At 50.6% G+C, this 19,912-nt stretch carries 21 protein-coding genes, 2 tRNA genes, 1 rRNA gene and 2 pseudogenes; 18 read left to right on the top strand and 8 right to left on the bottom strand.

The window, feature by feature from the left end; genetic code table 11:
* The 8 genes from rrf to dkgB all read left to right on the top strand — a co-directional run.
* Window positions 1-104, top strand: a 5S ribosomal RNA gene (gene rrf / locus DRI82_RS20245); the annotation flags it as partial.
* A gap of 102 nt (window positions 105-206) precedes the next feature.
* Window positions 207-283, top strand: a tRNA-Asp gene (locus DRI82_RS20240).
* Between the two features lie 99 nt (window positions 284-382).
* Entirely contained in the window at window positions 383-643 is a 261-nt protein-coding gene (locus DRI82_RS20235) for a phosphopantetheine-binding protein (protein WP_114195719.1), read from the top strand.
* A 279-nt stretch (window positions 644-922) separates the two neighbouring features.
* On the top strand, window positions 923-1,093 hold the full coding sequence (locus DRI82_RS23925; RefSeq protein ID WP_157968110.1) for a hypothetical protein: 171 nt from the start codon (window positions 923-925) through the stop codon (window positions 1,091-1,093).
* Between the two features lie 45 nt (window positions 1,094-1,138).
* Window positions 1,139-1,501 (top strand): ApeI family dehydratase, encoded by a 363-nt coding sequence (locus DRI82_RS24425; RefSeq protein WP_245956888.1) that lies wholly within the window; start codon window positions 1,139-1,141, stop codon window positions 1,499-1,501.
* 17 nt (window positions 1,502-1,518) lie between these two features.
* A complete protein-coding gene (locus DRI82_RS24800) occupies window positions 1,519-1,638 on the top strand; it encodes a hypothetical protein (RefSeq protein ID WP_425452681.1) in 120 nt (39 codons plus the stop codon).
* Window positions 1,635-2,366 carry a 3-ketoacyl-ACP reductase FabG2 gene (locus DRI82_RS20225; protein ID WP_114195718.1) on the top strand — a complete coding sequence of 244 codons (732 nt, stop codon included), beginning with the start codon at window positions 1,635-1,637 and terminating at the stop codon, window positions 2,364-2,366. The genes DRI82_RS24800 and DRI82_RS20225 overlap by 4 nt, the downstream gene beginning before the upstream one ends.
* A 293-nt stretch (window positions 2,367-2,659) precedes the next feature.
* A complete protein-coding gene (gene dkgB, locus DRI82_RS20220) occupies window positions 2,660-3,463 on the top strand; it encodes a 2,5-didehydrogluconate reductase DkgB (protein ID WP_114195717.1) in 804 nt (267 codons plus the stop codon).
* Between the two features lie 68 nt (window positions 3,464-3,531).
* Here dkgB and yafC read toward each other — a convergent pair whose 3' ends face one another.
* Complete coding sequence (yafC, locus tag DRI82_RS20215; RefSeq protein ID WP_114195716.1) at window positions 3,532-4,428, bottom strand: DNA-binding transcriptional regulator YafC; 897 nt, start codon at window positions 4,426-4,428, stop codon at window positions 3,532-3,534.
* Between the two features lie 106 nt (window positions 4,429-4,534).
* On the opposite strand from yafC, the gene DRI82_RS20210 reads away from it, so the two are divergent.
* Window positions 4,535-5,710 (top strand): MFS transporter, encoded by a 1,176-nt coding sequence (locus DRI82_RS20210; RefSeq protein WP_114195715.1) that lies wholly within the window; start codon window positions 4,535-4,537, stop codon window positions 5,708-5,710.
* 239 nt (window positions 5,711-5,949) lie between these two features.
* On the top strand, window positions 5,950-6,750 hold the full coding sequence (locus DRI82_RS20205) for an endonuclease/exonuclease/phosphatase family protein (RefSeq protein ID WP_114195714.1): 801 nt from the start codon (window positions 5,950-5,952) through the stop codon (window positions 6,748-6,750).
* 180 nt (window positions 6,751-6,930) lie between these two features.
* Here the strand turns inward: DRI82_RS20205 and mltD are convergent, their stop codons facing one another.
* The gene (gene mltD, locus DRI82_RS20200) at window positions 6,931-8,343 is read right to left on the bottom strand and encodes a murein transglycosylase D (protein ID WP_114195713.1); all 1,413 of its coding nucleotides are present in this window, start codon (window positions 8,341-8,343) and stop codon (window positions 6,931-6,933) included.
* 70 nt (window positions 8,344-8,413) lie between these two features.
* Window positions 8,414-9,169 (bottom strand): hydroxyacylglutathione hydrolase, encoded by a 756-nt coding sequence (gene gloB / locus DRI82_RS20195; RefSeq protein WP_114195712.1) that lies wholly within the window; start codon window positions 9,167-9,169, stop codon window positions 8,414-8,416.
* 43 nt (window positions 9,170-9,212) lie between these two features.
* Between gloB and DRI82_RS20190 the strand changes: the two genes are divergently transcribed.
* A complete protein-coding gene (locus DRI82_RS20190; RefSeq protein ID WP_114195711.1) occupies window positions 9,213-9,932 on the top strand; it encodes a class I SAM-dependent methyltransferase in 720 nt (239 codons plus the stop codon).
* Here the strand turns inward: DRI82_RS20190 and rnhA are convergent.
* Window positions 9,929-10,503, bottom strand: a pseudogene (gene rnhA / locus DRI82_RS20185) (ribonuclease HI). The gene DRI82_RS20190 and the pseudogene rnhA overlap by 4 nt on opposite strands.
* Here rnhA and dnaQ point away from each other — a divergent pair.
* Both dnaQ and DRI82_RS20175 read left to right on the top strand, forming a co-directional pair.
* Window positions 10,457-11,215 (top strand): DNA polymerase III subunit epsilon, encoded by a 759-nt coding sequence (gene dnaQ / locus DRI82_RS20180; protein ID WP_114195709.1) that lies wholly within the window; start codon window positions 10,457-10,459, stop codon window positions 11,213-11,215. The pseudogene rnhA and the gene dnaQ overlap by 47 nt on opposite strands.
* A 127-nt stretch (window positions 11,216-11,342) precedes the next feature.
* A tRNA-Asp gene (locus DRI82_RS20175) sits at window positions 11,343-11,419 on the top strand.
* Between the two features lie 78 nt (window positions 11,420-11,497).
* Here the strand turns inward: DRI82_RS20175 and kdoO are convergent.
* Window positions 11,498-12,397, bottom strand: a complete 900-nt coding sequence (kdoO, locus tag DRI82_RS20170; protein WP_114195708.1) for a Kdo hydroxylase KdoO — start codon at window positions 12,395-12,397, stop codon at window positions 11,498-11,500.
* Between the two features lie 435 nt (window positions 12,398-12,832).
* On the opposite strand from kdoO, the gene gdhA reads away from it, so the two are divergent.
* Complete coding sequence (gene gdhA / locus DRI82_RS20165) at window positions 12,833-14,176, top strand: NADP-specific glutamate dehydrogenase (RefSeq protein WP_114195707.1); 1,344 nt, start codon at window positions 12,833-12,835, stop codon at window positions 14,174-14,176.
* A gap of 283 nt (window positions 14,177-14,459) precedes the next feature.
* A complete protein-coding gene (locus tag DRI82_RS20160) occupies window positions 14,460-15,704 on the top strand; it encodes a pyridoxal-phosphate-dependent aminotransferase family protein (RefSeq protein WP_114195706.1) in 1,245 nt (414 codons plus the stop codon).
* A gap of 281 nt (window positions 15,705-15,985) precedes the next feature.
* On the opposite strand, the gene DRI82_RS23920 is transcribed toward DRI82_RS20160, so the two are convergent.
* Together DRI82_RS23920 and DRI82_RS20155 are read right to left on the bottom strand one after the other, a co-directional pair.
* Window positions 15,986-16,723 (bottom strand): phosphoribosyltransferase, encoded by a 738-nt coding sequence (locus DRI82_RS23920; protein ID WP_157968109.1) that lies wholly within the window; start codon window positions 16,721-16,723, stop codon window positions 15,986-15,988.
* 192 nt (window positions 16,724-16,915) lie between these two features.
* Window positions 16,916-17,041, bottom strand: a pseudogene (locus DRI82_RS20155) (acireductone dioxygenase); the annotation flags it as partial.
* 139 nt (window positions 17,042-17,180) lie between these two features.
* Here DRI82_RS20155 and DRI82_RS20150 point away from each other — a divergent pair.
* Both DRI82_RS20150 and DRI82_RS20145 read left to right on the top strand, forming a co-directional pair.
* Window positions 17,181-18,341 carry a pyridoxal phosphate-dependent aminotransferase gene (locus tag DRI82_RS20150; protein ID WP_114195705.1) on the top strand — a complete coding sequence of 387 codons (1,161 nt, stop codon included), beginning with the start codon at window positions 17,181-17,183 and terminating at the stop codon, window positions 18,339-18,341.
* Window positions 18,329-19,102 carry an amidohydrolase gene (locus DRI82_RS20145; protein ID WP_114195704.1) on the top strand — a complete coding sequence of 258 codons (774 nt, stop codon included), beginning with the start codon at window positions 18,329-18,331 and terminating at the stop codon, window positions 19,100-19,102. The genes DRI82_RS20150 and DRI82_RS20145 overlap by 13 nt, the downstream gene beginning before the upstream one ends.
* On the opposite strand, the gene DRI82_RS23915 is transcribed toward DRI82_RS20145, so the two are convergent.
* Window positions 19,088-19,294 (bottom strand): hypothetical protein, encoded by a 207-nt coding sequence (locus DRI82_RS23915; RefSeq protein WP_157968108.1) that lies wholly within the window; start codon window positions 19,292-19,294, stop codon window positions 19,088-19,090. The two genes, DRI82_RS20145 and DRI82_RS23915, sit on opposite strands and share 15 nt — an antisense overlap.
* A 75-nt stretch (window positions 19,295-19,369) precedes the next feature.
* On the opposite strand from DRI82_RS23915, the gene DRI82_RS20140 reads away from it, so the two are divergent.
* Window positions 19,370-19,837, top strand: a complete 468-nt coding sequence (locus tag DRI82_RS20140; protein WP_114195703.1) for a YehS family protein — start codon at window positions 19,370-19,372, stop codon at window positions 19,835-19,837.
* The last annotated feature ends 75 nt before the right edge of the window (window positions 19,838-19,912 follow it).

The raw sequence follows: 19,912 nt of genomic DNA, 5'->3' as shown, positions 1-19,912 counted from the left end.
AGCGCGGTGGTCCCACCTGACCCCATGCCGAACTCAGAAGTGAAACGCCGTAGCGCCGATGGTAGTGTGGGGTCTCCCCATGCGAGAGTAGGGAACTGCCAGGCATCAATTTTTATAGTAAAGAACATGTTCCTTTTCCCCTGACAAGGAAAACAACAGGAACAAACTTGTATCAGATGAATGCTGATACAGGCGAAAGAATCGGTGGAGCGGTAGTTCAGTTGGTTAGAATACCTGCCTGTCACGCAGGGGGTCGCGGGTTCGAGCCCCGTCCGTTCCGCCACTTATTGCAGAAGCCCTGAGTTAACGCTCAGGGCTTTTTTGCATGCGCATTTTACGACAGAATTGCTGTCGCAAGACAAAAATATAATGAGAATATGTAATGGATTCATTAAGTAACGAAATTAAAACGCTCATTATCGATACCTTGAACCTTGAGGGGATGTCACCCGAAGATATTGATGAACAGACGGCGCTTTTTGGTGACGGTCTGGGGTTGGATTCTATTGATGCGCTTGAACTGGGGTTGGCATTAAAAAATCATTACGGTGTCGTGATGTCGGCTGAAAGTGGTGAAATGCGTCAGCATTTTTACTCAGTAGAGACATTGGCAACGTTTATTTCCGTACAGCGGGGCGAGTGAGGGTTTTATGCTGAAGGAAGAAATTTATCAATACGTTACAGCACTTCTGATAAAGCTGTTTGACCTCGATGGACAGGATATCAAATCCGAGTCAAAGCTTTAAATAGGTGCGAGAAGACGTTAAGGGTAGAAAACCGCTCACGCATTTTCAACGATATTACGGGGCGTAGCGTTGTTTTCGACGCTCATTTACCCCCTGATTGTCTGGTTTGCATACGCTGGTTCCACTGATGGTGACACTTCTTGCCCTCAGGCTGTTCACGCTAGGCGATAAATTGGGTGAAATGGCGTGGCTGGGAGTTTATCGCGGTGGTCATCGTAGTGAATCCATCGGTGAATGCGGTATCATCGGAGAATGCGCTGCGAGCGTTGACCCGCACCTGGCAGCAACAGCTGCGATCCGGTCGCGATCCCCGGTTTCTGGCGTATTGTTGCTGCGATCCCCATTAATCGTCAGGGAAAGACAGATTATGCAGAACGACAGGAACTGTCTATATGATGCTGCCGATTGAGCTGGGGCATCGCATTGAAGATGCATGCCGTTTGATGATCGATTTTCAACTGTCGCCGGAGTTAGACTGGTTTCAGGGGCATTTCGATAATGTCCCTATTTTGCCTGGCTTTACGCAGATAAATTGGGTCATGCACCATGCCAAGTCCTTGCTGGGCGTTGATGCGCGTTTTTCCGGGATTGATGTAGTGAAATTGGTCATTGATGATGGCAGTGACGCGGCAACGGCAAACGTGTTGCATCACCTGGCGCAACAGATGACGTGGGTACAGTTACACCGATTGCCGCAGAAGAAAGGTAAAGGCACGGCGGTCATGGCCGGTTTGAGGTTGGCGCAGCAAGATTAATCTTGAGAGATGAAAAAATGGCCAGCTTTGAATGTGTTATCCGCTGTCAGGACCAGAAAATCAGCCATGGGCGATTGAATACCTATCAACCCGATCAACAGGAAATAAAAAAAATAATGTCAGGAGAGGATGAATGACGCGTTCCGTACTCGTTACAGGTGCCAGCAAAGGCATTGGGCAGGCGATTGCCTGTCAGTTGGCGCACGATGGTTTCGACGTGGTAGTTCACTTTCATCGCGATCTGCCCGGCGCTGAAGAGACGTTGAAACACATTGAGAGCAATGGCGGAAAAGGGCGTCTGCTATCTTTTGATGTCAGCCAACGCCAGACATGCCGGGAAATCATTGAAGATGATATTGCAGTGAACGGTGCATATTACGGTGTGGTGAATAATGCTGGAATTACCCGCGATGGGGCCTTCCCGGCCTTGAGCGAAGGTGATTGGGATAGCGTCATTCACACCAATCTCGACAGTTTTTACAACGTGCTGCATCCCTGTGTCATGCCGATGATCGGGTTGCGGCAGGGGGGACGGATAATCGCACTCTCCTCGGTTTCTGGTATTACCGGCAATCGTGGGCAGGTGAATTACAGTGCTGCGAAGGCAGGCATTATCGGGGCCTGCAAGGCGCTGGCGCTGGAGTTGGCGAAACGCAAAATCACGGTCAATTGTATTGCTCCGGGTCTCATCGAGACCGGGATACTCAAGATGGAACCGGCGGCGATGGATGAAGCGATGCGCATGATCCCTTTGAAACGAATGGGATCACCGCAGGAGGTCGCCGGTCTGGCAAGTTATCTGATGTCGGATGTAGCCGGTTACGTCACACGTCAGGTGATTTCGATCAATGGAGGGATGGTATGACGCAGCGTGTTGTTGTCACAGGAATGAAAGGCGTCACGGCTTTTGGAAATCATTGGCATGACGTGAAATTCAGACGGAATTCATTCAGTCGAACAATTTTGCCTTCGGCGGTATCAATACATCGTTAATCTCCCGTCGCTGGCCTTAGAGAATCCACCTGCTGGTAATTCGTCTCTATTCTTGCTTAATCGTCAAAAGTCTTGTGCCCGTGACCCTCTTTTTAAGATCGGGCACCAAGACCATACTCTCTGCATCGTATTGATACGCACATCATCATTTAAAGAGAGATAATTATGAGTTTACCAGCCTTCGGATTGGGTACGTTTCGGCTTAAAGATCAAATCGTTATTGATTCAGTAACCACGGCGCTTGAATTGGGTTACCGAGCCATAGATACCGCACAGATTTATGATAATGAAGCGGCCGTCGGCGAAGCCATTGCGCAAAGCGGTATCGCGCGTGATCAACTGTTTATTACCACCAAAATCTGGACGGAAAACCTCTCCAAAGAGGCACTCATTCCCAGCCTGAAAGAGAGCCTGGCCAAGCTGAAAACCGATTATGTCGATTTAACGCTGATTCACTGGCCGTCACCTCAATCAGCGGTTAGCGTTGCAGAAACCATGCAGGCGCTGGTTGAAGCCCAGGCGCTGGGATTAACCCGGCAGATCGGTGTATCCAATTTCACTATCGACCTGATGCAACAGGCGATCGACGCCGTGGGTGCCGATGCGATTGCAACGAATCAGATTGAACTGTCGCCGTTCCTGCAAAATCAGAAAGTGGTCGATTTTGCGCGCCAGCACGGGATCAAAATCACCTCTTATATGACCCTGGCCTATGGCGATGCCTTAAAAGATCCACTGATTCAGAAAATTGCTGGACAACACGGGGCTACCGCGGCACAGGTGGTGCTGGCGTGGGCGTTGCAATCAGGATTTGCGGTGATTCCTTCATCGACCAAACGTGAGAATCTGCAAAGCAATCTGCTGGCGCAGAAACTGACGCTGACAGAAGCGGATATGGCAGAGATTGCCTCGCTGGAACGTAATGGTCGTTTGGTTAGCCCAGACGGATTGGCTCCTGACTGGGATTGATCCCTCACATTACCGTGGTCAAAAAACCCTTGCTTCACTTCACAAAGGCAGGGGTTTTTTTATGGCAGTCATGACGTTGTAGCGGACAGTTTCTCGCTGAGGAAATCGATGAAGCATCGGATACGTGCGCTCACCGCCTGATCGCTATAATACACCGCATTGACGGGGGTCGCGACAGGGATCGTATCCTCTTTCATCAGGACAACCAAATCTCCCTTCGCCACATCCTGATCGGTCATGAAGTCAGAAAGACAGACGATTCCATTGCCCGCCAGTGCCAGCTGTCGTAAGGTTTCCCCGCTGTTGGCCGATAGAAACGGGCTCACTTCTGCTTGCTGGCCGTCCGAACACAGCACCGACCAGCGGTTTAGCGACACCACCTCATTGAATCCCAGACAGCGATGATGTTTCAAATCATCGGCGTTGGCGGGCGTCCCCCATTTCTCGAGATACGCTGGTGAGGCCAGTACGTGGCGATAACCCACCATTAATTTTCGTGCCCGCAACGTGGAGTCTCTCAACACGCCGACGCGAATAGCCACATCGACCTTGCGTTCAATCAGATTGATAAAACTCTCGGATGAGACAAGCGATAGAATCATGTTGGGGTAACGCTCGGTAAACTCCGTCAGCAACGGAGCAATCACATGCAGCATCACGGGTGTGGCGGCATCAATTCGCAGCAACCCTTGCGGATCATGGCTGTCTTTCAGTAGCTCATTCTCCGCCGATACCATCTCCTGCAATATCTTTTGTACCCGGTGAAAGTAACTTTCACCTTCATTTGTCAGGCTTAATTGGCGGGTGGTGCGATTGAGCAACGTGACGCCCAGCTTGGTCTCCAGTTTTTTGACCGTGCGGCTGACCACGGAATTGTCTTGCCCAAGTTGTTCCGCCGCTCTGTTGAAACTGCCGCTTTCGACCACTGTCACGAAGGTGATCAACTCTTCTGATGTCGCTTTCATTATTGTCATCTGAGCATAAATAATTTGATATTCTGGCTGTTTTAGTCATTTAAGTACAGCCTGATAATAGCAGCCATCAAATCGTTATCTCTCCTGGAGTGTTGCTATGCCTCTCGCATTATGGGCGCTGACAATCAGTGCTTTTGCTATCGGTACCACCGAGTTCGTTATCGTTGGTCTGATCCCAACCATCGCGTCGCAACTGAACGTGACGGTTCCATCTGCCGGCCTGTTGGTTTCTATTTACGCTATTGGCGTGGCCATTGGTGCGCCCGTACTGACCGCGGTAACCAGCCGGGTTCCGCGCAAAATGTTACTGATAAGCCTGATGGTCCTTTTTACGCTGGGCAATCTGTTGGCCTGGTTATCTCCAGGCTACAACACGCTGGTGATCGCCCGTTTATTAACCGGACTGGCGCATGGCGTATTCTTTTCTATCGGTTCAACCATCGCCACCAGTCTGGTGGCGAAGGAGAAAGCGGCATCGGCAATCGCGCTGATGTTTGGCGGGCTGACCGTGGCGTTGGTGACCGGCGTGCCGTTGGGAACGTTTATCGGCCAGCATTTCGGTTGGCGTGAAACTTTTCTGGCCGTATCAATGATTGGCGTCGTTGCGATCATCGCCAGCCAGCTTCTGATCCCAAATACTATCCGCAATCAGCCATCGGCAGGATTTCGCGACCAGCTCAAGGTGCTGACCCATCCACGGTTGCTGCTGATCTACACCGTAACGGCATTGGGTTATGGCGGCGTATTCACCACCTTTACTTTTCTGGCGCCGATGATGCAGGAGCAGGCCGGTTTTTCGGCGTCGATGGTGAGCTGGATCTTGCTGGCGTATGGGGTTTCGGTGGCTATCGGGAATATCTGGGGCGGTAAATTAGCCGATAGGCACGGTGCCGTTCCCGCGCTGAGTTTTATTTTTGCTGCGCTGTCCGTCTTGTTATTCGTGTTCCAGTTCACTTCTGGCCAGAGTATTCCTGCACTGCTGACGCTGTTGGTGATGGGCGTATTTGCTTTCGGCAATGTACCTGGACTTCAGGTTTATGTAGTGCAAAAGGCGCAACAGTACACCCCTAATGCGGTCGATGTGGCATCGGGACTGAACATTGCTGCGTTCAATGTCGGTATTGCACTCGGTTCGGTTATTGGCGGGCAGACAGTTGCCACGCTGGGACTGGATCAGACTCCCTGGATTGGGGCGGTGATTGTTTTAGGTGCGCTACTGCTGATTGCCTTTAGCGGTCTTCTTGACAGACGCCAGTTACGTCTGGTCTGTTAAATTATTTAGCCCCGAAACAGCCCACAAAGTTGCGGGCTGTTTTGCGTTTGGGCTACACCTGACTAACCTTTACACAGAATCGCCGAAAGCCGATTGAAATAGCAGCGGGCAGCCCCTATAACTGAAAAGAGGATAACGGCGAAACAGATTTTGCCTGAGGGCATCTGCGCGTATAATCAATATGCCGCTGGCGGTGAAACCCGTTTCAGCTCGATTTTGAATTGCAATAGGCGATAAACATGCCGAAAAGAACATATTCAATGAGGTATGTTGCGGGTCAACCAGTGGAACGTATTTTCCCTGGGGCCGTAGCCCAACTCGGACAGGCTTTGCCTCCCGGTGAAGCGTTGCCAAATTCAGACACACTCACAGTCATGGTATGGAATATCTTCAAACAGCAGCGTGCTGACTGGCTTTCCGTCCTCAAGGGGTTTGGTAAAGATGCTCAGTTGGTGTTGTTACAGGAAGCGCAAACTACCCCGGAACTGATTAAGTTCGCCACCTCCAATTATCTTGCAGCCGATCAGGTCCCAGCATTTGCGCTGCCTCAGCACCCCTCTGGCGTGATGACGCTGGCCGCTGCCCATCCGGTCTACTGTTGTCCCTTACGCGAGCGAGAACCGCTTCTACGGCTCTCTAAATCGGCACTCATAACGGTATACCCATTGCTGGATGGTCGTTTATTGATGGTCGTGAATATTCACGCGGTGAATTTCAGCATTGGTGTAGACGTGTACAGCAAGCAGCTCGATCCGATTGGGGAACAGATTGCCAATCATGCGGGGCCGGTGATAATGGCTGGTGATTTCAATGCCTGGAGTCGGCCAAGGATGCATGCCCTGTTTGGTTTCGCGCGCACAATGTCGCTGCGAGAGGTGCGATTCACCGATGACAACCGGCGTAAGGCATTTGGTAAGCCGCTGGATTTTGTATTCTACCGTGGTTTGAACGTGGTTGAGGCTTCCGTTCTGGTTACCCGCGCATCGGACCATAACCCTCTGCTGGTGGAGTTTTACCAGGATCCTAAAATTCTGCTCTAGAGTCCCAAGCGTTCAGTATCAAACGTTGACCAAAACCGGGCAATGACTTTATTCACAAACCTGCCCCTAAACCCAAGCCTCCAGCTTTTAAACCCCTGGCTTCTAAACCCTGGCCATAAAAAAAGCACCCCGCAGTTCAGGGTGCTTTTTTGAACGTTCTTAACGATGCCAGTTTAGTGATTAGGTGTCTGGCGACATCCTGTTATTGACGAACAATGTCAATTTATCACCAGGTTGCAAGCTGTTCGCTTTGTTAATCACCGCATTCCAGCGCATCACATCACTGATGTTAACGCCGTGACGCTTGGCAATGCTCGACAGCGAGTCGCCCTTACGCACCTGATAAGTGATGCTGTTGTTATCAGCCGTTTTAGTGGCTACAGACTCACCCATCTTGAGGTTACTTGCGACTTTCAGGGTTTGACCCACTTTCAGCACGCTAGACGTGCGCAAATTGTTCCAACGCTGCAAATCACTGGTTTTCACATTCATCCGGTTGGCTATCACAGAAAGCGTATCGCCAGAGCGAACCTTGTACTGTGTAGTTGCTGAACCGGCAGATGTGTTGCTGGCTACTCTTGTATCCTGAACTGCTGCAATATCACCGTCGGCCAATGAATCTTTAAACTGGTCGGCATGTGACTTTGGCAACATGATGTAGTGCGGGCCATTTGGCGCCGTTACACCCTTTTTATAGCCTGTGTTATAGGCTTTCAATTTGTTCAGGGGCAATCCAGCCATCTCAGCCGCCTGAGTTAACTGCATCTGTTGACCGACTTCAATCCGTGCCAGAGCACGATTTTCGTTGGTCTTCGGCAAGCTAACGCCATACTTTTGGCTATGCTTCAGAATATCGCTAAGTGCGAGCATCTTCGGAACATAAATCGACGTTTCACGAGGAAGCGCCAGAGCCCAGAAGTTAACCGGCTTACCTTTGGCCTTATTCGCCTTTACAGCTTGCATAACGCGGCCTTCACCACTGTTGTAGGCGGCTATGGTCAATAACCAGTCACCATCAAACATACGGTTCAGGCGCTGCATCATATCAAGTGCAGCAGTAGTCGAAGCCACCACATCGCGGCGACCGTCGTACCATTGGTTTTGTTTCAAACCATAATTGCGACCCGTGCTCGGTACAATCTGCCAGAGCCCTGCGGCATTGGCGGACGACGTTGCTTTGGGGTCAAAAGCGCTCTCCACTATGGGTAGCAGTACCAGTTCCATCGGCATATTACGCTTCTTAATCTGCTCGACTATCCAGTACATGTACGGCTCTGCCCGTAATGTTACATCGTGGAGATAGCTCTTGTGTTGCAAATATTTTCTTTTTTGTTCACGGATCCGGGGATTATCCGGAACCTCCATCTTCAGCTCGTCGCTAATGAAGTTCCACAGGTCTTGCTGCGCGAGGCCGTTTTTATCAGTCAACCATCGCGCCGAGGTCTCTCGACCATCCCCTGTGTACTCTCCTGCTTCACCTTGACCTGCCGAAGACAAACTCTGTGCATGTTGTTCTGGCACCTGTGCGTCCTGCCTGGACGCCTGGCAACCCACTAGCAACACGGAGGCGAGAATTATCGCTTTAGCCTTCATGTGTGTGTCAATAGTTGCTTAAAAGACGAGCAATAATACTTTGCTTCGTCAAAAAACACAACTAAAAGGTTTAGAAGCTATCTTTCTGCTGCCGTAAAAGGGCAAAAACATGCGAAGGTTCATTAACTGGGGTGCTGATGCCTAATTTGTTTTGTAAATCAATGTCATGACATCGTAAGAAAAGATTAATTTTCCTCTCGATTTTAAGGGTGGAAGGCAGGGTTGGAAGTCCTTTTTTGCGCATCTGGGTAACTTGTTGCTCATATGTTTCAATATCGCTATCTTGAGGTAAAATCGATCGTGCAAATTTGAGATTTGACAACGTATACTCGTGGGCGGCGCAAATCAGCGTTTCGTCGGGAAGGGCGGCTAACTGTTGAAACGACAAGTACATTTGCTCGGGAGTGCCTTCAAACAATCGACCACATCCGGCAGAGAACATCGTATCGCCGCAAAAAAGATAAGGGGCGCTATAGTAAGCAATATGCCCCTTTGTGTGACCCGGAACGTGAAAAATTTGGTATTTTTGTGCACCACATTCGACCAGATCGCCTTGTTTCAGAATTATCTTAGCGCCTTTGCTGGCAGTTTCTTGCGGTCCATACACCTTGATTGATGGATATTTAAGCACGATGTCGCCAACACCCCCGACATGATCATTGTGATGATGGGTTAAAAAAATCGCGTCGGGAGTAAGGTTTTTTTCCTGCAAAGCACGCAAGACCGAGGCAGACTCACCGGGATCGACGATAATACAGTGCCCGTTCTGGTCATCCATTAACCAAATGTAGTTGTCCTGGAAGGCCGGAATGCTGATAAGATTCATAGCTACCTCTCGTTGGCAAACGCTTGAAAGAAGATAATAAAATATGCGAGCAGCGCGTACGTCCAAAGAAATGTCATCCCCAGACTCATGGTCCGAATTGCCGTGGGGAGAGTATCATCGTGCCGCATTAGAAGAGCATCTCCAACCGTGGTGGCCAAAATTGTTTGGTTTCCATCTGCTGAAAATTGGCACTCTCAGTGCGGAAATTGATACGGAAAACTGTGCGATTTCCCATCAGGTCAATGTCGGCCTGGAGGGAGAAAAGCTGCAGGTGCTGGCGGATCCGTATCAACTTCCTTTCTCGGGCAAATCGGTAGACGCGTGCCTCTTGTCACATACTTTAGCGTATGCGGACAATCCCCACCGGATGTTGCGTGAGGTAGATCGGGTACTGATTGATGACGGCTGGCTGATTCTGAGTTCCTTCAATCCGGTCAGTTTGCTGGGGCTTGGCAAGTTGGTGCCGGGATTGCGCAAGCGGCAGCCCTATTGCAGCCGCATGTTTACGCAAATGCGACTCATGGATTGGCTGAGTCTGCTGAATTTCGAAGTGATGCATCAGGCGCGTTTTCAGGTGCTGCCGTGGTGCAAATTGGGGGGCAAGGTCATCAGTACCCACTTACCCGCGCTGGGCTGCATGAGCCTGATCGTCGCGCGTAAGCGCACGTTGCCCCTCACGCCAACCGCGTTGAAAGTCAGTGCCCGCAACCCGAGCCTAAGCCGGGCCGTGGGGGCGACGAAAAGTTACCGCAACCGGCCTTAGCCCTTATCGGGCTGATAGCCAACATCATCCTGGGTTGGGGCAGCCGCAGCGTTGCGCGCCAGTTCGTCACATCGCTCATTCTCGGGGTGCCCGGCGTGGCCTTTCACCCACATCCAGTTGATTGTGTGCTGGGAGATGGCTTTATCCAGCCGTTGCCAGAGATCGACATTGCGCACCGGTTTTTTATCCGAGGTTTTCCAGCCGCGTTTTTTCCAGTTATGGATCCATTGGGTAATACCCTGGCGGACATATTGGCTGTCCGTACTCAGGATGACCTCGCAGGGGGAATTCAGTGCTTCCAGCGACACAATTGCCGCCATCAGTTCCATGCGATTGTTGGTCGTCAGGTTATAACCGGCACTGAACTCTTTTTCATGTTGCTTGTAGCGCAAGATTGCGCCATAACCACCGGGGCCGGGATTGCCAAGGCAAGAACCGTCGGTGAAAATTTCTACCTGTTTGAGCATCTCTGGTAGACTCTTTCCATCAGTTTTTAAACGTTAAGTCTGACATAAACGAGCGCTATGAGCACTGCAATTACACGACAGATTGTTCTGGATACTGAAACCACCGGTATGAATAAGCTGGGGGTTCACTATGAAGGGCACCGGATTATTGAGATCGGTGCGGTCGAAGTCATCAACCGTCGGCTGACCGGCAGGCATTTTCACGTCTACCTGAAACCCGATCGCCTGATCGATCCTGAAGCATATGGCGTTCACGGTATCAGCGATGAGTTTCTGGCAGACAAACCGACTTTTTCGCAGGTGACCGACGAGTTTCTCGACTTCATTCGCGGCGGTGAACTGATCATTCACAACGCGCCGTTTGATATCGGTTTTATGGATTACGAATTTGGCATGCTGCAACGCAGTATTCCCAAAACCAATACTTTCTGTTCCATCACCGACAGCCTGTTTATGGCGCGTCGCCTGTTTCCCGGCAAGCGTAATAATCTGGATGCGTTATGTGACCGCTACCTGATCGATAACACCAAGCGAACGCTGCACGGCGCATTGCTCGATGCCGAAATACTGGCAGAAGTCTATCTGGCAATGACGGGTGGGCAGACCACGCTCTCTTTCTCGGCAGAAACGGACAATATCGACCAGGAACAACAAGAGGATATTCAGCGCATCGTCCGTCCGGCTTCCGGTTTGAAAGTGGTTTACGCCAGCGATGAAGAGTGCGTGTCGCACGAGTCCCGGCTCGATCTGGTGCAGAAGAAAGGTGGCAGTTGTTTGTGGCGTATCGACCCCGAAAGCGAGCACATCGACGCGTAAACCCGCAAGGTGAAGCAAAACTGTGCAACCGGTTCATTTCGTAAGAAAAAGTATTGACGCAGAACGGTCTCAACCGTAATATCCGCCTCGTTCCGTTCTTCACTGAACCAGAATGGAATAGTAGTGTGGTGCGGTAGTTCAGTTGGTTAGAATACCGGCCTGTCACGCCGGGGGTCGCGGGTTCGAGCCCCGTCCGCACCGCCAATTATTCAGAAGCCCTGAGTTAGCAATAGCTCAGGGCTTCGTCGTTTCTACTCCCCCGTCCTTTAGGCGCGAAGGATGTCAAACCAAGGTTTCATGAGTGAGGGATTCGAGGATCTTCAGCGGCGATTGCTCGGGGTGTTTCATTCCGCTCACTGGCAGCAAAAAGGTTTGTTCGAGTATATATTGCCCGCTCATTGCTGCGTGTGGCGTCTGATCGGAAAAACAGATCCAACTGCTGCCCGAGGGGAAATCAAACGGTATCTGCAAGCCATTTTTCTGGTATTCGGCATCTGATTTCATCTTGTCGTGGAGTTGCAGCATCAGGTGATCGTAGTGACTTCTTGGGCTCTTGGTGATACCGACTTTATGTTGCAACCAACTGCTGAATGGCGAGAAACGATCGAGCTGGGGCAGATAGCGGCTGGCGAGTTGCCTGAAATCTTCACCCACCCGCCATGAGCGCGGTTCTCCATACGGATTGATATTGCTAAACAGGCGGAGAATTCGCTGGCCGTAATTCGGTCTGGAGGGAAATGCATCAACATGAAGTCGGCTGTCATCCTTGCGCCAGGAGGTTTTATCACGCCAGGCGGAAACAGGATGCAGGCGCAGGCTGTTGGTGGGATGGCAAAGTGATGTGGTGTAGTCCGGGAGCAACTGGTTCATCAGGCTGAGACTGTGCTGGTAATAACGTTGCAGTAGCCCACGCAGTAGCGGCTCTTTACTGCTGTCGGTTATGCCAGTCAATGTTCCTTCCACCGGTTTGAAACTGATATTCTTGCGTTTGACATCCACTAAACTGGGGTCGAGTAGCTGTTTTTCCTCCTCGCTCAGCATAAACGCCAAATTGGGTAAATAAAGCACCTTCCCTTGTTCCAAAGCCTCGACGGCCTGGGGATTCGCGGGTTCATTCTGGCCCCAACCGGTACAGGGAAGGGTGACAATCAGCGACTCTGCCGTTTTATTTTCACTGTTCATGACGTTGATTTCCTAAGCCACGTAGTTAGCTTCAAGAATGATAGTTCTTTTTCTTAAGGCGTGATTTTTCCTTTCACTTTCAAGTGAACCCGTTCCGCGTGGGTGATAGGGATCCAGACACAATACACCGATGATTCAGCAAATAGGTGATAATAATTAATTGTTCTTATGTCGTTGCCCTTTTGACGATAAAAAATAATTAAATTCTTTCGTAAAAATCAGACCTAACCCTGAAAACATCGGTACTGCGCCTCACTCCGCGCCATTTTCCCCTTCTCGAATTAAGTGGTTTTTAAGAAATAAGCCATATATTAATGCTTGATTTACGCACATCCCTCAGTGATATAGTTCAGGTGAACACAACATTATTCCCAGCATATTCGTTCTAACTCCATAAGAAACGTCAGGGAAATTAAATAACTGCAAGGAACCGTAATGGATAACAGCGCCTCTCTAGAATCGTTTTTAACTTCACTGCAACAACATAATCCCCATCAACCTGAATTCCTTCAGGCCGTGCGCGAAGTATTTACCTCGCTTTGGCCCTTTCTGGAGGAGAATCCGCGCTATCGCGAATACGGTCTGTTGGAACGTTTGGTAGAGCCTGAGCGCACAATCCAGTTCCGCGTGGCATGGATGGACGATCGTGGACAGGTACAGGTGAACCGCGCCTATCGCGTACAGTTCAACTCGGCCGTGGGACCTTACAAAGGTGGGATGCGTTTTCACCCCTCCGTCAACTTATCCATTCTGAAGTTTTTGGGTTTTGAGCAGACGCTGAAGAATTCATTGACCACGTTACCAATGGGTGGGGCAAAAGGTGGTTCTGATTTTGATCCCAAAGGCAAAAGCCACGCTGAGATCATGCGCTTCTGCCAGGCACTGATGACTGAACTGTATCGTCATTTGGGTGCGGATACCGACGTTCCAGCGGGTGATATCGGCGTGGGCGGGCGTGAAGTGGGCTTTATGGCTGGCATGATGAAAAAGCTGTCCAACAACACCGCCTGTACGTTTACCGGTAAAGGGTTGTCCTTTGGCGGCAGTTTGATTCGGCCTGAAGCGACCGGTTATGGTTTGGTTTATTTCACGGAATCCATGCTGAAACGCCACGGATTGGGTTTTGAAGGTATGCGCGTTGCCGTTTCCGGATCGGGTAATGTGGCGCAATATACCATCGAGAAAGCCCTGGAACTGGGCGCGCGGGTTATCACCGTGTCTGACTCAGCGGGCACCGTTGTTGATGAAGCCGGTTTTACCACCGAGAAATTGGCGCATCTGTCTGAGATTAAAAATCAGCGTTTTGGTCGCGTTGAAGATTATGCGCGTGAGCGTCAACTGACGTATCTGGCCGGACAACAGCCGTGGAGTGTTCCGGTAGACATCGCGCTGCCATGCGCCACGCAAAATGAACTGGATATCGATGCTGCACGCGTGCTGATTAAAAATGGCGTTAAAGCTGTCGCCGAAGGGGCAAACATGCCAACGACGATTCAGGCGACGGATGCGTTCCTGGAAGCTGGCGTACTTTTTGCGCCGGGCAAAGCGGCAAACGCCGGTGGCGTGGCAACGTCTGGTCTGGAAATGGCGCAAAACGCCGCGCGCCTGAGCTGGAAATCAGAAAAGGTCGACGTGCGTTTGCGTCATATCATGGCTGATATCCATCAGTCCTGCGTCGAGTACGGCGGTGAAGGCAAACAGACCCATTATGTTCGCGGCGCGAACATTGCTGGCTTTGTCAGAGTGGCTGATGCCATGCTGGGACAGGGCGTGCTGTAAAATCACCTCCTCAGGCAGAACGCAATTTTGCCTGATGATTGCCAATCATCCTTGTGCCGGGTGATTGGCTTTATTCATTTTTCATTGTAATTACTATCTACCAACCCTACTTCTCCCCGCCAATCTCTAAAGATATTCTAAAAGAACCTATCGTTTCATTGTTCCCAATCTGGGAATACAGTATGAAACTGTAAAAACAGTTTATTGCCTCGGTTCGCGGCCTGGCGGATGCCTGATCGCTCCCCTTTATGTCATTTTGGGGTGAAAATATAAAGGAACCAATATGTTAGATAGCCCCACTTTAGGCCAGATCAATCCACCTTCCCGCTTACTGATGGGACCCGGACCTATCAACGCCGACCCGCGCGTGCTGCGTGCAATGGCCAGCCCGTTACTTGGTCAGTACGATCCGGTGATGACCGAATATATGAATCAGGTCATGGCGTTGTACCGCCAGTTGTACCGCACCGAAAACCGCTGGACGATGCTGGTTGACGGCACCTCGCGCGCCGGAATCGAAGCCGTATTGCTGTCGGGGATTCGCCCAGGTGATCGGGTGCTGGTACCGGTATTTGGCCGTTTTGGTCATTTGCTGTGTGAAATCGCCCGACGCTGCCGTGCCGAGGTATATACCGTCGAGGTACCGTGGGGGGAAGTGTTTGATCCGCAACAGATTGAAGATGCTATCAAGCAGGTTAAACCCCGCTGGCTGCTGACGGTTCAGGGCGATACCTCGACCACTATGCTGCAACCGTTGGACCAATTGGGCGAAATTTGCCGCCGTCACGGCGTGTTGTTCTATACCGATGCCACCGCATCTTTCGCCGGTAACGAATTGGACACCGATGCCTGGGGACTTGACGCGGTTTCCGCAGGATTACAGAAATGTCTGGGCGGTCCGTCAGGCAGTTCGCCAGTGACCATCAGTCCACGTTTTGAGGAACAGATCCGCCGTCGCAAATGCATTGAGCAGGGCATCCGTACTGCTGAGCACAACGATGGTGAAGAAGAGATGATCTACTCCAATTATTTTGATCTGGGCATGATCATGGATTATTGGGGACCGGAACGGCTGAATCATCATACAGAAGCCACCAGCATGCTGTTTGCCGCCCGCGAGTGCGCCCGGGTGATCCTCGAAGAGGGATTGGACAACGCGATAGCCCGGCATGAATTGCACGGTGCAGCGCTGCTGGCCGGGATTCAGGGTATGGGGTTGGCCGTATTTGGCGATCTGCGACACAAAATGAATAACGTGCTTGGCGTGGTTATCCCTGACGGGATCCACGGTGAGCAGGTGCGTCAGATGCTGCTGAATGATTTCTCCATTGAGATCGGTACGTCGTTTGGGCCGCTGATTGGCAAGATCTGGCGCATTGGCACCATGGGATACAACGCACGCAAAGATTGCGTTATGCAAACGCTGACCGCGCTCGAAGCGGTTCTGAACCGTTTGGGGTATACCTCGCCGCAAGGATCGGCCGCGCAGAGTGCCTGGGATCATTACGATCTGCAGGGAAACCGCTGATGGTAAAACCGCAGATGATCCTCCTATCTATAAGTAAGGAAAATAATAAGAATAAAAAGATGAATAAATAAAATAGGGGACCTTGCGGTCCCCAATATTTGACAATTTTACAACCTGCTGTGTTGTCTTATCGCTTCATAAGATGTGAATTTTGGTCCTTACGACCTGGCTACACACGCGCAGCGCGCTCCGCGTTTGATAATTTATAGAGCAGGGCGGCTCATACCAGCTCTTGATTACATATTACCTGCGGCATCTTTTGCTGTCAATCTCACCAAGAATTAACGTGATGAACCGAACAGGGTCAAACATTCAATATATATTCCTGGATAATGAATTAAAAGAGCATCTCTGGCTGAAAGCAGGGATGCTCCCGAAGTGACCATGTCATCTATTAGTAAGATATTGATAGGTGGAGGTGATATATTTATTTCGCCCCATACAATTGGGTTTATATGTTTTCTGAGTTTGGGTCTGATAATCGATTTCATTTGGAAATCAGCTTTTCTTCCATGATGTGCTATAAAGCGTTTTACATCCTGACGAAGAGTCGCTTTTTTCGAGGATATAATCCGCAAGTCACTGATTGTAAATAATACTCTTTCTGCTGAAATTTTTTTTAACGCATTGAAATAGCGGGATGATTTTGGTTGTCGCTTATTGATGTTTTTTGCTATCAAACCAGCAATTGGGCTTGAAGAGGGCAAAGGAATAATACAATCATATACTGTTCTTTGAAGGAGTAAACGGACTAACTGGTCGTAAGAACCCCAGAGAAGACAAATACTCCGAAATGTGGTTTTTAGCCCCTGCATGTTTTTAAGCGCATACAGCATCGGGTTATTGTCGCCCGGTGTATTTTTATCTCTTCGCCCTTTTGTCCTTTTAAATATTGAGGTGACTTTTAATCCATCGAAATGCTTAATATCAGGATTACCATTTATCGCCGTATTAGCATAATTATTGTGGCTGTGGTTAACGGTGACAGTCTTTGTTAAAACATCAATTTCAAACCCCAATTTCGCCTACCCACGAAAGAAAAGAATCAATTGATTATACGGAGCCCATATTATTCAACCTATATACGAGGTGTTGAAATATTGCGAGACAGGTTCTAAGTTTCCAAAAAAGATGTTTATAAAGGAATTAGTACAAACCTCGAGGCGCTAACCAACGCCCCGGAATTTCAAATAGTAATACCCGCGTGGGAATTATTCCCGCTCCAGCCGTGGATAGGCATCGGCGATTTTGTCACCGGTGAAGTGGGCAATCCAGCCATCGGGATTGTCGAACAGGCGGATGGTGACAAAGTGCGGGGCGGCTCCCATATCAAACCAAGGGTAAACTGAAAGCCGATAGTCTTTTTAGCTATGAGATAGAGCTTAAAGGCATTTAGCCATCTAAGCGTCTTGATTGCCAAATATTAACATCGTGTTATATTGACGGCAACACAGGCTCCAGGAGTAGTCATTCGCCATGAGCAGCGCATCCCTTATTCCGCACAGTAAATTACCCGCACTTGGCATTACCATCTTCACCCAGATGAGCGCACTGGCGCAGCAACACAACGCCATTAACCTCTCTCAGGGGTTCCCTGATTACGACGGTCCGCAATATCTCAAAGAGCGTCTGGCCTATCACGTCAATCAGGGTTCCAATCAGTATGCGCCCATGACGGGTGTCGCCCCGCTGCGTGAAGCCATTGCTGAAAAAACGGGCGTGGTTTATGGCTGGCAGCCTGATGCAAACAGTGAAGTCACCATTACGTCCGGTGCGACAGAAGCGCTGTATGTGGCGATCACCGCTCTCGTTCGGCCAGGTGATGAGGTGCTGTGTTTCGACCCCAGTTACGACAGTTATGGCCCGGTAGTCCAGCTCGCGGGGGGGACGCTGAAACGTATTGCGTTGCAACCGCCTGCCTTTGCCGTTGACTGGGCGCATTTCGCCAGTCAACTCAGCGATCGCACCCGATTGGTCATCGTGAATACGCCGCATAATCCGTCCGCTACCTCCTGGCAGTCACAGGACTTTGACCAGCTCTGGCAGGCCATTGCCGAGCGCGAAATATTCGTGCTGAGTGATGAAGTGTATGAACACATCTGCTTCACCGCGCAAGGCCATGCCAGCGTATTGGCGCATCCGCAATTGCGTCAGCGGGCCGTGTCGGTTTCTTCCTTTGGCAAAACATTTCACATGACTGGATGGCGCGTGGGATATTGCGTCGCCCCGGTTGCGATCAGCGCCGAGTTGCGCAAAGTACATCAGTATTTGACCTTCGCGATTACCACCCCGTTGCAATTGGCCTTGGCAGATATGCTGCGCAACGAGCCTGAGCATTGGCAGAAATTGCCTGAATTCTATCGCGCCAAACGCGATCGTTTTATACAGGCGCTGGCACCCAGTCGGCTGGAAGTATTGCCATGTCAGGGCACCTATTTTCTGCTGGCCGATTACAGTGCAATTTCTGAACTGGATGATGTTGCTTTCTGCAGATGGTTGACCGAACATGTAGGTGTGGCTGCGATACCGTTGTCGGTATTTTGCGCCGATCCTTTCCCTCATAAACTGATCCGGTTGTGCTTCGCTAAACAGGATGCCACGCTGGATGCTGCCGCGGAGCTATTGTGTCAACTTTAAAACTGACGTTGTTACAGCAGCCGCTCACCTGGCTCGATGGTGAGGCGAATCTGCGCCATTTCGATTATCTGCTGGAAAATATCCATGACCGCGATGTCATCGTGCTGCCAGAGATGTTTACCACCGGTTTTGCCATGCAGGCGCCGGACAGTGCGTTGCCAGAAAAGGTGGTGGTGGGATGGTTGCAGCGTTGGGCGCACACCAGTAATGCGCTGATCGGCGGCAGTGTGGCGCTGACTACGCCAAAAGGGGCGGTGAACCGTTTCCTGCTGGTCGAGCCAAATGGCCGGGTGCATTTCTATGACAAGCGGCACCTGTTCCGTATGGCTGGCGAGCACCACTACTATCTGGCCGGTAAGCGCCGTGAAATCATCGAGTGGCGCGGCTGGCGGATTCTACCGCAGATTTGCTATGACCTGCGCTTCCCCGTCTGGTCCCGTTGCCAGCAGGATTACGATCTTGCGCTGTATGTCGCCAACTGGCCCGCGCCTCGCGCCAAACATTGGCAGACTCTGCTGGCAGCGCGTGCAATTGAGAACCAGTGTTATGTGGCGGGATGTAATCGGGTGGGCGAGGATGACAATGGCCACAGCTACCGCGGCGACAGCGTAATTCACGATCCGCAGGGGGAAATTCTGGCGCAGGCTGAACCCAATGTCCCGGCGATTGTTGAAGCCGAACTGTCGCTGGAAATGCTGCAAACTTACCGTCAGGCTTTCCCGGCGTGGCTGGATCAGGACACGTTTTTACGTCACGACTAACGTTTTTACGCTACGAATAACGTTGTCGAGCGCTGAACAGTTCGCAGCCAAGGTGAGGATCTGATGATCCCTTTCTGCCTCTTTACCCCGGCGCAGCGTCACGGCGGCGGGGATAAAATGACGTTTGTCCTGTCGCCTGCCTGTAAATTCTTTATAATGCCCCTCGGAAAAACGGCTGGAGCGAATTGCCACTCGCGCCTAGAGCACTGCCCAAGCCCAAAATCGCAACAGTCTATTGGGATAGGCTCTCAATCAGGAACAGTAAACATGATGAACAACGATGTATTACGCAGCGTGCGTTACATGCTGGATTTGAACGACGCGAAACTCGTCAGCATTCTGGCGTTGGCGGATACAGAAGTCACCACCCAGGATATCGTCAGCTATTTGAAGAAAGAGGATGAAGAAGGGTTTGTGCCTTGTCCTGATGAAGTGATGGCGAATTTCCTTAACGGCCTGATCTTCTTCCGACGTGGCAAAGATGACGCCTTCCCGGCACCGGACGTTGAACTGCCGGTCACCAACAATATCATCCTGAAAAAATTGCGTGTGGCGTTTGAATTGAAAACCACCGATATTCAGGGTGTGCTGGAAAGCGTTGATTTTAAAGTGTCACAGCCGGAACTGAGTGCGATTTTCCGCAAGCAGGGGCATAAAAATTATCGTCCGTGTGGCGATCAGTTCATGCGCTATTTCCTGCGCGGCCTGACCCGTTTGATCCGCAAAGAGAAATAGTCTTTACCAAAAAAACAGGGTGCGACTGGCCGCACCCTGTTTTTTATCGTAACCCATTATTTCTTAAGTGGGTTT

Origin of the sequence: Edaphovirga cremea (assembly GCF_003332275.1) — a bacterium.
GTDB lineage: Bacteria > Pseudomonadota > Gammaproteobacteria > Enterobacterales > Enterobacteriaceae > Edaphovirga > Edaphovirga cremea.
This window is presented reverse-complemented; position numbering and strand designations above follow the sequence as displayed.